Consider the following 14,949-nt stretch of genomic DNA (forward strand, 5'->3'; position numbering starts at 1 on the left):
GCCGAGTTCGTCCTTCTCTCGTGGCCGCCCATGGTGGCGGCTGGGGAGAAGGGCGATTCGCCCGCACACTCACCGCTATTCTTCATTCATGCGCACTTGGTAATGTGTGAGGTGCTCTTCAGTTCCACCTGTCCACTGCGGAAAGAAGGATTCTGATGACCACAGCGCATGCTCAGCACACCGAACACGAGCATCAACACGGCCCGACCTGCGGTCATGTCGCCGTCCCACACGGCGACCATGTGGACTATGTCCACGACGGCCATCTGCACCGAGAACACGAGGGTCACTACGACGAATGTGAGCGAGCCGGCCACACCGAATGCAGTCCGCACGACCACGTCCACGGTGAGGGCTGTGGGCATGTGGCGGTCCCGCACGGCGACCACGTCGACTACATCCACGACGGCCACCGGCACGCACGGCACGACGGGCACTACGACGAGCACTGAGGTTCTCCCCATCCGCGCTATTCACGGCTCCGAATGGGTAATATGTTCAACATGAGTACACACAGCCTGCGTGATCTCCGGATGCAGCTGGGTGGGATCGTGCGCGGTGTCGCCGCGACCGGGGAGGAAGCGATCATCACCGACAGCGGCAGCGAGGTCGCGGTGATCATCTCGATGGCCGACTACGAGCGGCTGCACGAGCACGCCGATCTGATCGATGCGTTGCGCCTGCGAGATATGCGGGTGGCGGATTACACGTCGATGTCGATGTCGGAAATGCTCGATCAGCTGGGTGTGGACCCGGCTGAGCTACTGGCCTCGTGAACGTCGAGTTCCATCCCGACGTCCTGAAACAACTGCAAAAGCTGCCTCGCGATGTACTCGAGGCAGCGCTGCACGCGATCATCGCGTTGACCAAGGACCCTCGTCCGTCCGGCGCCAAGAAGCTGGTCGGCCGCAGCGATTGGCGAATTCGTATCGGCCAGTACCGCATCGTCTACGAGATCGATGACGCCGAGTCGATCATCCGCGTTTTCGCCGTCGCCAAACGTTCCGACGTCTATCGCTGAGCTGATATCGCCCGCAACCCGGTGGTTGTCGAAGAGGTGGCGAGGAGACCTGCGAAGGCGCAGGCAACGCCGGCTAGAGGGTCCCGTTCGACGCGGTGCTAGCAGCGTTCGTACTGACGAACGAAGGGCTCCGCCTCCGGTGCAACCTCGCGCCCGGGTTCTGGGCAACCGCCGACGAGGACGGCGAAACTGTGGTGGCCGTTGCGCGTGATGATCGTGTAGTCGACCACGCCACCGCGCTGGGACAAGTAGCGAAGATGCTGGTCGGCGAGTTGTGTCGCCTGCGCGGCGCTGAATTCCTCTCCAACGGGCGGGAACACCATGACGTCCAGTGTGCGGCCGGCAGTGCCGGGCGGGTCGTATATCGACAACTGGACAATTGCCGAGGTGGGTTGATCGTTCAGGAACCACTCCCACATTTCGAGTTCACTACTGGACGGGAAGCGGGGGCGGCTGTCCGGGTGGGTCACACTGGGTTCCAGACTCGAGTGGTTCTCACCCGAGCCCAAGCTCTCCCTATAAATGGGGGACACCGTCCAGTTGTTGGATGCCAGGTCAGGGAAGTCCTGGATGATTCGGCGCATCGCCGCGGTGGCACGGTGGGGTTCGGCCTCGGAGCCCGCCCGGACATCGATGGAATGGGTCACTCCGGTCGCTTTGTCGCCGCCAACGGACAAGTGAATCTCCGCGCCGGTGTTCGCCGATGACACTCGGGTCCAGGTGGCTGCCGCGTTCGCTTCCACGTCCACGTCCTGCCCGAACAGCCAGCCTCCGTAATAGGAGTCGGTCATCCGGTGGACCGTGACCAGGGTCGAGTCGCCGTGATAGTGCGGCGGCAGCTGCTGGGCGCCCATAACGCGCACCACAGACGCGGCCTCGGCTGGTGCGGCGCCATCCTCGAGCTGTACGTCGAGCTTGGACGTGTAGTACGAGTTGGGGCCGTACGGGTGGTACTGGAACTTATGTGACGCGTCTGCCACCCCCGGAATGGCCTCGATGGCCTTCTCGATCACCTCCGACCAGTTGTCACGCTCGTCCTGATCGGGCCCCTGCGCGTAGAGCGAACATCCAGTCAGCAGGACTGCCGCCATCGTCAACACGATGGTCGTCACGGTGAAGCGCATGGCGTTCATCCTGCCAACGGATACGGCATCAGCCATTCCCGGACGTGGCCCTAGCTGGACTGCCTGCGGCCGTGCAGCTCGGTGGCGCGGCCGGCCAGCCAGGCGAAGTCGTCCCACAGTTCGGGTGCGCCGCGGTCCGCGCGATACTTCTCGACCAGCGGGCGCAGGACGCTCCAGCAAGTGCGCAGGGAGTCGCCCCAAGAGTCGGCCACCACGTCGGTCGGGATGTAACCGTTGCGGCACATGATCGCGACGCAGTCGTAGCTGTGGCATACCCGCTCGGCGCGCAGGATCTCGTCCTCGGTCCAGGTCTCGACTGCGCGAATTCGCAATTCCCGCATGACGAGTCGCCGATCCTGCCGGACGGCGTCGGCCTGCAGCATGTCGTACACCGCTTTGAATGCGCTCGCATTGGTGGTCTTTCGCATCTCCGCCACCTGCCAGACGACCAGCGATGCCGCGACGAGGGCGATCACCGCCGTCGCAACACCGGCTGCGGCCGCGATAGCCGACGAGTCCATCCACTACCTCGCATGCCCGATAACAGAGTTTCCGGCGGCAGCTTATCGGAAGTCCTTGTCCGGACACGTGCGGCCGTCAGCCGATGGTTGTCCGAATCACCACGCGGAGTGTGTGATTCGAAGACCGCGCGCCAATTGCCCTCGCCCGGATGCGGACGCAAGGGGCGATGCTGGTCAGCGGTCAGAAGCGGGTGAAACCGGTCAGTGCGCGACGGGTCAGGCGCTCGAGTGGATGCCGAGGCCCGAGCCCGATGGTCATGCCCCGGCGGCCGCCGACGCTCGGGAGGTCATTGTGGTGATCACGGCGGCGATTCCGATGGCGCCGACGGCGATCGCGGCTGTGGCCGGCCAGCCGAACCACTCGACGGCCGCCGCGCCGAAAGCGGTGCCGAGGCTGCCACCTACGAAGTACACCAGCATGTAGGCGCTGTTGAAACGGGCGGGCGCCGTGGGGTCGATGGCGAGGACGGTGCTCTGATTCGCCACTTGAGCGGCGAAGAGTCCGGCATCGAAAAGTGCCAGGCAGACCAGCGTCACGATGATGTTCTCGAGGGTGAGACCGGCGACGACTATGGTGGCGCCGGCCAATGCCAGACCCGCCAGGATGACGCGTGGTGCGCCCACTCGGTCGGTCCAGACGCCTGCGACCTGTGTCGCTGGAATTCCCGCGAGCCCAGCCAAGGCGTACAAGCCGATCTGTTCCGCCGAGTACGAGAACGGCGGCTCCGACAGCGCGACCGCGAGTCCGGCCCACACCGCGCAGAACGCGAAGAACCACAGCGCGCCGCGTATCGCGGCAACCCTCAGAGTCGCGTGCCGCACGAACAATCCGGGGAGGGAGCGCAGAGTCGCGAGATAGCGGAGTTCGGTCGTGCCCACGGCGTCCGGCAGCGCTATCAGGCAGCACCCGGCGGCAATCAGGCACGCGGCAGCGAATACCAGAAGCATTCCGCGCCAGCCGATCTCGTTGGACAGCCACCCTCCCGCGATCCGCCCTGCGAGAATCCCGGCCGAGATCCCAGCTGTGACGATGCCAAGGATCGTAGCCCGTTGATGAGCCGGAGCGAGCCGGCCCGCCAATGAGCTGAGGCTCGCGCCGACCGCCGAGCATGCACCGATCAGGCCGATCAGCAGTCCCAGCTGCCAGGCGCGCCCAGCGGCAGCACCCACCGCCAATACCGCCGCCAGTGCTGCGAACTGGACCGCGAGAATCCGTCCGGGCGGGAATCGGTCGACCAGCGGGACAAGCAGGCCCAGACCAACCAGATATCCGACCGGACCGCAGGCGAGCGAGAACCCGACCGCAGCGATCGACGAATGCAACGACCCCGCCACGTCCGCTATTGCCGGTTGGAGCGGATAGATAGTGGAGGTCCCGAGCGCGGCCGCAAGCGCCATGAACAGTACGACTGGGCCGCGCAGCCGACGGTCATCGCGTATCTCGGTGGCAGGAATAGTCACAACGAACGACGGTAAGAATCACCGGCTCTCGAAGCTGGCGGGAAATCGACGCCACCGTCATCGAGATTGTCCCGGATTCCGTTCGCATCTAGGACATAAATTGTCCTATTTCGATTTTAAGGTAGTGGCAACAGCGAAACAGCATCGAAAGGAACTCCACCATGAACGATCTGCGCAAGGGCGTCCCGACCGGCTACACGAGCGTCGCCCCCTGGGTCGTCACCACCGATACCGGCGCATTCCTGGACTTCGTCACACAGGCGTTCGACGGCCAAGAGATCGCCCGGGTGGCGACCGAGGACGGATCGATCGGTCACGGTGAGATCCGGGTCGGCGACACCGTCGTGCTGGCCTTCGACAGCCGGCCGGAGTGGCCGGTCATGCCGAGCCTGTTGCGCGTGTTCGTTCCGGACGCGGACGAGGCGTTCGCGAAGTCGATCGCCGCCGGCGCCCAGGTGGTCACCGAGCTGGGAGACTCCGCGTTCGGTCAGCGCGGCGGGCGCGTCAAGGATCCGTTCGGCAACATCTGGTGGGTGACAAGCCACGTCGAGGACGTCGCCGAGGACGTGGTCTGGCAGCGAATGCAGGACCCGGTGTACGCCGACCAAATGACGATGGCACAGGCGACGCTCGACGCCGAGCTGAGCGGCAGGACACACGGACGCAGCAGCGCGCCGGTGCGTTAACGCTCGTCGCGCCAGTGGAGGTGGTCGTGAGCGGCACCGCGAGAACCTCGCGGTGCCGCTTGTCGGCGAGTATCGGCGGCGATGGCCTATGCAGGTACGAGACCCACCTGGCGGCAGAGATCGTTGACGTCGTTCCTCATGCCCGAGGGGGGATTTCGCATCAGGACGTGCAGGATGTCGCGGGCATGGCCGTTGTACTTGATCGTTTCCGGTGCGGTGCGCGCCGATTTGTCCAGCAGGGCAAGCGCGGCCACCGGTTCGTCACGCTGGTAGTGGGCGCGAGCGACCTCGATGAAGTGGCGGCTGCGCCGGGGGATCGAGGTGATCTGGTCTGCGTCGAATCCCCTGGCCGCTCGAAGTGCCTCGCCGGAGCGGCGCAGCTCGACGCCGAGGGTCGTTGCATGGGCCGCCATCACCGGAATCGAGAACGACGTCTGGACATGCCGGTAGCTCGGGCCGAGGAGCCGCGCGGTCGTGGCTGCGTTTTCCCAGTACGACCAGGCTTCGCCATGGCGGCCGCGGCGGGCGTGAACGTAGGCGATTTCGGCATGTAGAGCGCCAGAGATGCCGCGCCAGTCGTCGATGGTGTCGTCGCGATCGAGGTAGGGTGTGAGCCGCTCGATCGCAGTCCGAGCGATCGCGATGGCTTCTTCCCACCGGCCCGAATCTCGTAGCGCTTGAGCCATCGCCCATGCCCCGCAGGCGATTACATACGGATCGTCGGCTTCGTAACCCTCGGACAGGGCGCGATCGGCCACCATCCAGACGAGTTCGGGCGCCGGTTGGTAGGCGACGTAGAAGTCGGCCAGCTGATAGACCCCGGCCAGCGTGCGGCGGGCCGTACGGCGGTTCGTACCACCGGCTCGCACCGCTCCCTGAGCGTCCCTGATCAATGCGGGCAACAGCGTTCCGAGCTGGGTCCGATGATCCGGACTGGCGTGCCGGACCGTCCAGGCCTGCCGCAACCGTTCCTCGAGATGGACGACGTTCGCAGCGCGTGCCGGAGGTGCCAATCGGTAGTCGGTGAGGGCTGCCTGTACCTCCGTCAGAGCGCCATGCCGCTCACCAGCGAACACCGCCACCGGAACGGCGTGCCCATTTCCGGTCAGCTCGGCCAGATCGGCGAGCTCGAGCGCATGCGCGATGTGCAGCAGCATCGGCAACCGGGGTGGTTGCAGGCGGCCGTTCTCGACGGCTTTCAGCCATTCGGTGGATCGGCCCACAAGGCCGGCGAGAACCGCTCTCGACATGCCAGCCCGTTCCCGCAGGCGCTTGATACGCGATCCGATCGGAGCTTCCTCGACAGGGTTGATCCCCACGGCATCCCTTCCGCTGCTGAACCCTTTTTCCCAGCGTAGCCCCGGGTAGCAATGCCTGAGGTACGAAACGTACCTGTCGGTGGCACGCGGCCTTCCTACTGTCGCAGAGCACCGGCGCCGGGTGCGTGCCTCACATTCCCCGGCGCCGGTGGTTCCCAAAAACCAACAACCGCAGGGGGTTCGATGTCGAATTACATCGCCGCGTTCGCTGTGGCGGGCTCGATCGCCGTATTGCTGCTCGGCTTGATCTACGTGCTTCCCTACACCTTCGGCGAGGATGAACCGCCGATCACGGCGCAAGCCCCGCGGATGTCGGCGCGGACGGCGCACAGCACCATGCAGGTGCATCGGCGGTGCAGTATCGAGGATTGCCCGCATAAGCGGGATGCCTACAGCACGTTGGTTGCGGTGGGGGCGATCACTCCGGATCGGCGGGCCGAGCGGTTCGTGCGGTGACCGATCCGGAGGACGAGACTTGTGGGTGGGTGCAGTGGGACGACGGCACCTGGTCGACGGTCGACAAATACGGGATGCCGGGTGAGCGGCGCACGCTGGAGGAGATTCTTCAGGCTTGGGAAGGTGGTGAGCCGGTGTGAACGACACTCGTATGCGGCAGTTTTCCCAGCACACGTAGATAACTGAGGGTTGCCTAATTCGATCGACGTTCATCTTGTCGTCGTCTCGGAATCGCCCTCGTGGTCTACCGTGCGGCCGTCAGCTTGATCCAGGAGGCACCGTGAGCTTCACCCCACTCGCCCTATTCGTGCAGCACGACGGCAGATCGTCGCGCTCCGCGGTCACCTGCGCCTACAAGTGCGGTAACGCCTGCTTCCACGAGGTCTCCAACAAGTCCTCGGGTGAGTACTTCGGTGACATCGTGGCCGCCATGTCGCGGCGCGGGGTGCTGAAGGGTGGCGCGGCCGCGGTGCTCGCGGTGGGTGCGGGTAGTTTGCTCGCGGCTTGCGGTGACGACAACGGCGCCGGTGCTGCGTCGAACGGCGAGGCCGGATCGGGCACCGGGTTCACGCCGGTTGCGCCGAACAAAGAAGACGCCGTCGTCGTCCCGGAAGGCTACGAGCAGGGCGTGGTGATCCGCTGGGGCGACCCGATCTTCGAGGACGCGCCGCCGTTCGACTTCGACAAACAGACCGCCGCCGCGCAGGCCGAGCAGTTCGGCTACAACAACGACTTCGCCGCCCTGCTGCCCATCGAGGGTCAGGCCAACCGCTACCTGCTGGTGGTCAATCACGAGTACACCACCGAGCCCTTCATGTTCAAGGGCTTCAACGGCGACACCATGACACCCGAACAGTTCGGCATCGCCATTGCCGCGCACGGGCTTTCGGTGGTGGAGGTCGTGGGCGAGTCGGGTTCCGGCAAGCTCGCGCCCGCCTTCGGCAAGTACAACCGGCGCATCACCGCCGATACCGAATTCCTGCTCACCGGTCCTGCGGCAGGTAGCGATTTCGTGAAGACTTCCGCCGACCCCACCGGTACCAAGGTCGCGGGTACCTTCGCCAACTGTGCCGGTGGTGTGACCCCGTGGGGCACTGTGCTTTCCGGTGAGGAGAACTTCAACGGCTACTTCGTCGGCACACCTGCCGATCCGGTGGCTGCCGAACGGGCCGAGCGCTACGGCGTCGGCGAGGTCGATTCCCCGCATTTCTGGGAGAAGTTCGACAAGCGCTTCGATGTGGCGCAGGAACCGAACGAGTCCAACCGGTTCGGCTACGTGGTCGAGATCGATCCGTGGGATCCGGCGTCCACGCCGGTCAAGCATTCCGCGCTGGGGCGTAACAAGCACGAATCGGCCAACATTCATGTCACCGAAGACGGCACCGTTGTCGCCTACAGCGGCGACGACGAGCGCTTCGAGTACATGTACAAATTCGTCTCGTCCCGCACGATCCAGCCCGGCACCGGCGCCGCGAGCCGCCGTCACAACATGACCATCCTGGACGCGGGCACCCTGTACGTCGCCAAGCTCACCGGCGATCATCCCGACCGTATCGACGGCTCCGGCAATGTCCCCTCCGACCAGGGCTTCACCGGTAAGGGTCAGTGGGTTCCGATCCTGGAAACCGCCGAAGACGGCAGCGGGAAGTCGCTGGTCGACGGAATGTCCGCCCAGGAGGTCGCGGTATTCACCCGGCTGGCCGGTGACAAGGTCGGCGCTACCAAGATGGACCGCCCGGAGGACTTCGAGGCCAACCCGAAGACCGGCAAGGTCTATGTCGCGCTGACCAACAACACAAAGCGCGGCGAAGATGGCAAGGCAGGCGCCGACGAGGCCAATCCGCGGGTCAAGAACAAGAACGGCCAGGTCCTCGAGATCGTCGATGATCACAAGGGCACCGACTTCACCTGGTCGCTGCTGCTGGTCTGTGGCGATCCGGCGGCGGCCGACACCTACTACGGCGGCTTCGACAAAACCAAGGTCAGCCCGATCTCCTGCCCCGACAATGTCGCCTTCGACCCCTACGGCAACCTGTGGATCTCGACCGACGGCAATGCGCTGAAGTCGAACGACGGGCTCTTCGCGGTGACGCTGGAGGGTGAGCGTCGTGGCGAAACCAAACAGTTCCTCACCGTGCCCGCTGGCGGCGAGACCTGTGGTCCGGTCGTCACCGAGCAGCGGGTGCTGGTGTGTGTCCAGCATCCTGGTGAAGAAGACGGCGCCTCGGCCGACGCACCTGTGTCGCACTGGCCCGACGGCGGCGATACTCAGCCGCGGCCGTCCGTGGTGGCCGTGTGGAAAGCCGACGGCGGCCGCATCGGGATGTAGCCCGGTTCGGCGGCGGTCAGCTGCTACCGAATAGCCCGGCCATATTCGCGAACTGCGCGAAGTTGCCCTGGGCGCCGCTGTAGACGTTCAGGTCGGTGCCGCCGGCAATACCGGGGACAGACCCGCTGTCGGTGGTCTGCCAGAACGTCCACGTCGGCCAGTCGCCGGGGACCTCCGGCTGTGGATTGCCGCGATAGTCGGCGATCCACAGCGGGTACCGGTGGAACTGATTGCTGTCGGCCATCGCGGTGCGCCAGAAGGTGGGATAGGTGTAGATGATCGGCACCCGGCCGGTCAGTGCCTGGACGGTGTTGAGGTAGCGGTGTGTCCAGTCGATCAGCGCGGCCGGTGCCAGCCCGCCGGAATGCTCCAGGTCGAGCACGGGCGGCAGATCCAGTGGCCCGTTCTGGCCGAGCACCACTGCCGCGTACATCGCGGCCTGCGGTTCCGGCGGCAGATTCGGTCGCGCGTAGTGGTAGGTCCCACGCGCCACACCCGCAGCGCGCATCAGCACGCTGTCGGGCACGAAGTACGGGTTGATGTAGCTCAGTCCCTCGGTCGCCTTCACCATCGCGAAGTCGTGCCCGGAACGCTTCACCGCGAACCAGTCGATCATCCGGCCGTCGATGTGCTGCCAGGACGAGACGTCGGGCCCGGTTTGCTCGGCGTGCGCCGTCGCGGGCAGGGTTGCCGCAAGGATGCCGCCCACGGCGAACGCGGACAGTGCAAGCTTGCTGGTCGCTCTCCATCGGGTGCTGTCCATGCCGTCCGACGATAGCTACTCGGTGTCACTGTGACCAGTGTTACACCTGATGCTTTTGCCGACTGTTCACCCGTCGAATGCTGGGATCGGTGTCCGGCGCTCGGCGTTGATTCACCTGGAATCGCGGGTGTCGTTCCACGCGGGGAACGCGGGCGGGCTTCTGCCGGATGCGGCCCGCGTTACGTCCGGTCGGCGCAGGCGGGGCGTTCGAGCTGGTCAGGCAGGCTGGCAGGTGTCGCGCAGCGAGCAGGCTCCACACGACTGCCCGCAGCCACCGGTCTCTGCGGGCGGGGCGAGAGCGGCGGCCGCACGGGCACCGGCGGTGGCGCCCGCACCCAGGGTGAACAGGGCGATGACCCCGACGCCGAGGGCGATCAGGACGACAGCGAAGCCGCCTGCGGCCAGCGTCACGAGTCCGCCGCAGAACAGCAGGGCACCGGCAGCGAGGGAGGTGGGGGCGGCGACTCGGTTGGCGACGCGGAAGACCTCGTCGGTGCTGAGTGCCTCGTCGGTGTGGACGCCGACGAATCGGTTGCGGGGCAGTTTGCCCGCCAGTCCCAGCACGCCGATCGCCAGCGCTACCGCGGCCAGCAGGAACAGGATGATGGGGACGACAACCACCCCAGCAGGCTACCGTAGGCCCTCTCACCAGCGGTCGACCGCTCCAGGAAGGTCCGGCCGATCGTGGTCGGCATCACGTGCCGAGGACCCCCGCAGCCCCTTTTTGGGGTTGTCAAGTCCCAGGTCTTACCCTGTTCGACGACGTTATTTCTCCCGATCGGCGCGTAAAGAAGGCAGGACCGTGCAGGAATCCCGTGCAACCGAAAATGCGGCCGGGCAGACCGCCGCGACCGATGACGCACCTGCGCACCGCTACACCGCCGAGCTCGCCGGCCGGATCGAGCGTCGCTGGCAGCGGAACTGGACCGAACGCGGCACCTTCCACGCGCCGAACCCGGTAGGTCCATTGGCCGGGCCGACGCCGCCGGACAAGCTGTTCGTGCAGGACATGTTCCCGTACCCGTCGGGCGCGGGCCTGCACGTCGGTCACCCGCTGGGTTATATCGCCACCGATGTGTTCGCCCGCTACCACCGGATGCACGGCCGCAACGTGCTGCACGCGTTGGGCTACGACGCCTTCGGCCTGCCCGCCGAGCAGTACGCGGTGCAGACCGGTGCGCATCCGCGCGACACCACCGAAACCAATATCGCGACCATGCAGGGTCAGCTGGACCGGCTCGGCCTCGGCCACGACCGGCGCCGCTCGTTCGCGACCACCGACCCCGAGTACTACAAGTGGACGCAGTGGATCTTCCTGCGCATCTACAACGCCTGGTACGACCAGGAGCTGGATCGGGCCCGCCCCATCGTGGAACTGGAAGAGCAGTTCGCCTCCGGCGCGCGTGCCGTCCCGGACGGCAAGGACTGGGCGAGCCTGTCCGCCGCCGAGCGCCGCGCCCTGATCGACTCCTATCGCCTGGTGTACCAAACGGATTCGGTGGTCAACTGGTGCCCCGGCCTGGGTACGGTGCTGTCCAACGAGGAGGTCACCGCCGAGGGCCGCAGTGAGCGCGGCAACTTCCCGGTGTTCCGTAAGCGCCTGTGGCAGTGGATGATGCGGATCACCTCCTACTCCGATCGTCTGGTCGACGATCTGGATCGGCTGGACTGGCCGGAGAACGTCAAGGCCATGCAGCGCAACTGGATCGGGCGTTCGCGCGGTGCCCAGGTGCGGTTCGCGGCCGACGGTCACGAGCTCGAGGTCTTCACCACCCGCCCGGACACCCTGTTCGGCGCCACCTACGTGGTGCTGGCCCCCGAGCACGAGCTGGCCGATCAGCTGACCGCGGCCGCCTGGCCCGAGGGCGTCGACCCGCGCTGGACCAATGGTGGCGCCGCCACTCCCGCCGACGCCGTCGCCGACTATCGCAAGGCGATCGCCGCGAAGTCGGATGTGGAGCGGCAGGAGAACAAGGAGAAGACCGGCGTCTTCCTCGGTAGCTACGCGACCAACCCGGTCAATGGCGCGCAGGTGCCGATCTTCGTCGCCGACTATGTGCTCAGTGGTTACGGCACCGGCGCGATCATGGCCGTTCCCGGTCACGACCAGCGCGACTGGGAGTTCGCGACCGCGTTCGGTCTGCCGATCATCGAGGTGATCTCCGGTGGTGACGTCACCGAGGCCGCCTACTCCGGCGACGGCGCCCTGGTGAACTCCGGCTACCTCGACGGCCTGAGCGTCGACGAGGCCAAGGCCACGGTTATCGGCCGCCTGGAAGCCGACGGTCACGGCACCGGCACCGTGCAGTACAAGCTGCGCGACTGGCTGTTCGCTCGGCAGCGGTACTGGGGCGAGCCGTTCCCCATCGTCTACGACGAGGACGGCGCACCGCACGCCCTGCCGGAATCCATGCTGCCCGTGCAGCTTCCGGAGCTGGACGATTTCGCTCCGGTCACCTTCGACCCCGACGACGCCGATTCCGAACCGTCGCCGCCGCTGGCCAAGGCCACCGACTGGGTGCATGTCGAACTCGATCTGGGTGACGGTCCCAAGAAGTACCGTCGCGACACCAACGTCATGCCGAACTGGGCGGGCAGCTCCTGGTATCAGCTGCGCTACGCCGACCCGGCGAACTCGGAAACGTTCTGCGCCAAGGAGAACGAGCAGTACTGGCTGGGTCCGCGTGCCGAAGGCCACGGCCCCGACGATCCGGGCGGCGTCGACCTGTACGTCGGTGGTGTCGAGCATGCCGTGCTGCATCTGCTGTACGCGCGGTTCTGGCAGAAGGTGCTGTTCGACCTGGGCGATGTTTCCGGATGCGAGCCGTACCGCCGCCTGTTCAACCAGGGCTATATCCAGGCCTACGCCTACACGGACGCCCGTGGTGCCTATGTGCCAGCGGCCGAGGTCATCGAGCGGGACGGCACGTTCTTCTGGACCGATGCCTCCGGTACCGAGATCCAGGTGAACCAGGAGTACGGCAAGATCGGCAAATCGCTGAAGAACGCCATCTCCCCGGACGAGATCTGCGATCAGTACGGCGCCGACACCTTCCGTTTCTACGAGATGTCGATGGGTCCGCTGGACACATCGCGGCCGTGGGCGACCAAGGATGTCGTCGGCGCGCACCGGTTCCTGCAGCGGGTGTGGCGTCTGGTGGTGGACGAGGAGACCGGCGCAGTGCGCGTCACCGCCGCGGCACCCTCCGATGAGACGCTGCGTCTGCTGCACAAGACGATCGCCGGTGTCGACGAGGATCTGGCCGCGTTGCGCGACAACACCGCAGGCGCCAAGCTGATCGAGCTGACCAACCACCTCACCAAGGCCTATCCGGAGGGCGCGCCGCGTTCGGTGGTGGAGCCGGTGGTGCTGATGCTGGCTCCGCTGGCCCCGCACATCACCGAGGAACTGTGGGAGCGCCTCGGCCACACCACCGCGCTGGCTCACGGCCCCTTCCCGATCGCCGATCCGGCACTGCTGGTCGACGAGTCGGTGGAGTACCCGATCCAGGTGAAGGGTAAGGTGCGCAGCCGGATCCAGGTGCCCGCCGACGCCGACCAGGCAGCGATCGAGGCGGCGGCGCTGGCCGACGAGAAGATCGCGGCGCTGCTGGAAGGTGCCGCACCGCGCAAGGTGATCGTGGTGCCCGGGCGAATGGTGAACATCGTTCCCTGATCGGTCCGCCCGTTCGTCGACCGACAAGGAGAATCAGCGATGCCCGATCCGGACGACGAACGGGTGCCCGCACCTCAGGGCACAGCGGCTGGAATGCCCTACGACTGGCGCCGCCCGACCTGGGCCCGAGTGAAGGCCCGGGTCTGGAATCCGGACGATAGGCGGTTGTTCACGCCGAAGGCTTTCGGGTGGGGCTACGACCTGAACCTGCACCGGCTGGTGCACTGGCGGCGCCGGTAACCGCATTCAGGCTTGGACTTGCAGCACATCGTTCAGCGTCACCAGTGACAGATTTCGCTCCCGAATGATGTCGATCAGCTGACCGTAGCAGCGGGTGACCGGCGCGAAATTCGCGTGCCCGATGACGATGGTCTGCGGATTGAAATACTTACGCGCGCATTCCATCAGGTACGCCTCGGTGATCAGTCCGGAGTCCGACAGCGAGCCGTACCACATGACGGGCACGGTGTAGCCGAGGTCGGCGGCGACCGCATCGACGGTCGCGTTGTGCCTGCCGAACGGCGGGCGATAGTAGGGCGTGCCGTCGACGCCGAAGTTATTCCATAGGAACGTCTTACAGCGCTCCAGCTGGGTGGTGGCCGCCGAGGTGGAGCTAGCGGTGAGGTCGGCGTGATCCCAGGTGTGATTGCCGAGCTGGATCTGCCCGGAATCGACCATCGATCGCAATTCGTCGCGGTGGGCGCTCCAGGATTCGTAGTAGGCGGTCACGAAGAAGGTGAACCGTGCGCCGGTGTCCTTGGCGAATCTGATGTAGGCGCCGACCACTTCGGGACTCGCGCCGTCATCCACGGTGAGCGCCATGCTCGTTCCCGGACCGGGCAGCGCGGTGATGGTGGCGGCCGGAATCGGCGTTTTCGGCCCACCCGGTGGTGGAGGCAATAGCGGCGGCGGCACCGGCGCCGGAACGGGCACCTCCGTCATCCCCGCCACCGCGGGCTCACCCTGCGCCGCACTGCATCCGGCCACAGCCACCGCGGTCCCCGCAGCCAACATCGACAACATCCGGCGTCTGTCCATCACGCAACCCCGCTCGTTCAACCGAACCGTGCTACCGAAAAGACCACACTGACGTGCTGTTATGCAGCGGGAACTCTACCGATGCCAGCGGGTTTCTCCGGGATCGCCACGCAAGGTCTTCGCACGACGGTTGCCCCTTGCGCTGACTTGTCGAAATTACGCGTTGTGGTTGCGCCGATGTTCTACACGGGGACGATCCGGACTCTGTCGCCGCAGAGCTTGGCCATGTCGTCGCGGTCAGAGGTCACGAGCGCTACCGGGCCAGGTTGACGCAACGCCGCTGCTGCGACCGTCGCGTCGATGGCGTGCCGATGGCCATGTAACCCTGCCTCTTTCAGCAGCGCAGCAGCAGACCTTGCTGCGGACTCGGTGACCGGTTCGACCCGTACGCGTGACAGGATCCAACTCAGCCGAGGCAGATTCACCTTCGCGTGGCTGACTTCGACGATGGTGTTGGTTCCGATCACCAGATCAGCGCCGATCTGGTGAAATACGTGGATCTTCGCCAGCATGCCACGATCCTCACCAACCCACAGGGCAAGTCCTTGGCTGTCG

At 65.8% G+C, this 14,949-nt stretch carries 17 protein-coding genes; 9 read left to right on the top strand and 8 right to left on the bottom strand.

Annotated elements, in window-relative coordinates; translation table 11 throughout:
* Positions 1-155: 155 nt before the first annotated feature.
* From GV792_RS05855 to GV792_RS05865, 3 genes are read left to right on the top strand one after another with little or no spacing between them, the layout of a single operon-like run.
* Positions 156-452, top strand: a complete 297-nt coding sequence (locus GV792_RS05855) for a hypothetical protein (RefSeq protein WP_163822580.1) — start codon at positions 156-158, stop codon at positions 450-452.
* Between the two features lie 51 nt (positions 453-503).
* Positions 504-776, top strand: a complete 273-nt coding sequence (locus GV792_RS05860; RefSeq protein ID WP_163822581.1) for a type II toxin-antitoxin system Phd/YefM family antitoxin — start codon at positions 504-506, stop codon at positions 774-776.
* A complete protein-coding gene (locus GV792_RS05865; RefSeq protein WP_163822582.1) occupies positions 773-1,021 on the top strand; it encodes a type II toxin-antitoxin system RelE family toxin in 249 nt (82 codons plus the stop codon). Before GV792_RS05860 ends, GV792_RS05865 begins: the two co-directional genes overlap by 4 nt.
* A 98-nt stretch (positions 1,022-1,119) precedes the next feature.
* Here the strand turns inward: GV792_RS05865 and GV792_RS05870 are convergent, their stop codons facing one another.
* The 3 genes from GV792_RS05870 to GV792_RS05880 all read right to left on the bottom strand — a co-directional run bounded on the left by GV792_RS05870 (position 1,120) and on the right by GV792_RS05880 (position 4,127).
* Positions 1,120-2,181, bottom strand: coding sequence for a hypothetical protein (locus tag GV792_RS05870; RefSeq protein WP_163822583.1), 1,062 nt, complete (start codon positions 2,179-2,181; stop codon positions 1,120-1,122).
* Between the two features lie 14 nt (positions 2,182-2,195).
* Positions 2,196-2,666, bottom strand: coding sequence for a DUF4760 domain-containing protein (locus GV792_RS05875; protein ID WP_163822584.1), 471 nt, complete (start codon positions 2,664-2,666; stop codon positions 2,196-2,198).
* Positions 2,667-2,921: 255 nt separating this feature from the next.
* A complete protein-coding gene (locus tag GV792_RS05880) occupies positions 2,922-4,127 on the bottom strand; it encodes an MFS transporter (RefSeq protein WP_309138675.1) in 1,206 nt (401 codons plus the stop codon).
* A gap of 161 nt (positions 4,128-4,288) precedes the next feature.
* Between GV792_RS05880 and GV792_RS05885 the strand changes: the two genes are divergently transcribed.
* Positions 4,289-4,813: a VOC family protein gene (locus tag GV792_RS05885; protein WP_163822585.1), complete on the top strand. Its 525-nt coding sequence runs from the start codon at positions 4,289-4,291 to the stop codon at positions 4,811-4,813.
* Between the two features lie 86 nt (positions 4,814-4,899).
* On the opposite strand, the gene GV792_RS05890 is transcribed toward GV792_RS05885, so the two are convergent.
* Positions 4,900-6,132, bottom strand: a complete 1,233-nt coding sequence (locus tag GV792_RS05890; protein WP_163822586.1) for a helix-turn-helix domain-containing protein — start codon at positions 6,130-6,132, stop codon at positions 4,900-4,902.
* Positions 6,133-6,315: 183 nt separating this feature from the next.
* Between GV792_RS05890 and GV792_RS05895 the strand changes: the two genes are divergently transcribed.
* The 3 genes from GV792_RS05895 (at position 6,316) to GV792_RS05905 (ending at position 8,917) form a co-directional block, all read left to right on the top strand.
* Positions 6,316-6,588: a hypothetical protein gene (locus tag GV792_RS05895; protein WP_163822587.1), complete on the top strand. Its 273-nt coding sequence runs from the start codon at positions 6,316-6,318 to the stop codon at positions 6,586-6,588.
* Positions 6,585-6,728: a hypothetical protein gene (locus tag GV792_RS05900; RefSeq protein WP_163822588.1), complete on the top strand. Its 144-nt coding sequence runs from the start codon at positions 6,585-6,587 to the stop codon at positions 6,726-6,728. The genes GV792_RS05895 and GV792_RS05900 overlap by 4 nt, the downstream gene beginning before the upstream one ends.
* 140 nt (positions 6,729-6,868) lie before the next feature.
* The gene (locus GV792_RS05905) at positions 6,869-8,917 is read left to right on the top strand and encodes a PhoX family protein (RefSeq protein WP_163822589.1); all 2,049 of its coding nucleotides are present in this window, start codon (positions 6,869-6,871) and stop codon (positions 8,915-8,917) included.
* 16 nt (positions 8,918-8,933) lie between these two features.
* On the opposite strand, the gene GV792_RS05910 is transcribed toward GV792_RS05905, so the two are convergent.
* Positions 8,934-9,680 (bottom strand): glycoside hydrolase family 25 protein, encoded by a 747-nt coding sequence (locus GV792_RS05910; protein WP_163822590.1) that lies wholly within the window; start codon positions 9,678-9,680, stop codon positions 8,934-8,936.
* A 216-nt stretch (positions 9,681-9,896) separates the two neighbouring features.
* Positions 9,897-10,301 carry an SdpI family protein gene (locus GV792_RS05915; protein ID WP_163822591.1) on the bottom strand — a complete coding sequence of 135 codons (405 nt, stop codon included), beginning with the start codon at positions 10,299-10,301 and terminating at the stop codon, positions 9,897-9,899.
* 181 nt (positions 10,302-10,482) lie between these two features.
* Between GV792_RS05915 and leuS the strand changes: the two genes are divergently transcribed.
* Positions 10,483-13,356, top strand: a complete 2,874-nt coding sequence (leuS, locus tag GV792_RS05920) for a leucine--tRNA ligase (RefSeq protein WP_163822592.1) — start codon at positions 10,483-10,485, stop codon at positions 13,354-13,356.
* 39 nt (positions 13,357-13,395) lie between these two features.
* The gene (locus tag GV792_RS05925; protein WP_163822593.1) at positions 13,396-13,596 is read left to right on the top strand and encodes a DUF5808 domain-containing protein; all 201 of its coding nucleotides are present in this window, start codon (positions 13,396-13,398) and stop codon (positions 13,594-13,596) included.
* A 6-nt stretch (positions 13,597-13,602) separates the two neighbouring features.
* On the opposite strand, the gene GV792_RS05930 is transcribed toward GV792_RS05925, so the two are convergent.
* Together GV792_RS05930 and GV792_RS05935 are read right to left on the bottom strand one after the other, a co-directional pair.
* Positions 13,603-14,394 carry a polysaccharide deacetylase family protein gene (locus tag GV792_RS05930; protein ID WP_256673763.1) on the bottom strand — a complete coding sequence of 264 codons (792 nt, stop codon included), beginning with the start codon at positions 14,392-14,394 and terminating at the stop codon, positions 13,603-13,605.
* A gap of 182 nt (positions 14,395-14,576) precedes the next feature.
* Positions 14,577-14,906, bottom strand: coding sequence for a DNA-binding protein (locus GV792_RS05935; RefSeq protein ID WP_218579850.1), 330 nt, complete (start codon positions 14,904-14,906; stop codon positions 14,577-14,579).
* Positions 14,907-14,949: the final 43 nt, after the last annotated feature.

This window comes from Nocardia cyriacigeorgica (assembly GCF_010868145.1).
Lineage (GTDB): Bacteria > Actinomycetota > Actinomycetes > Mycobacteriales > Mycobacteriaceae > Nocardia > Nocardia cyriacigeorgica_D.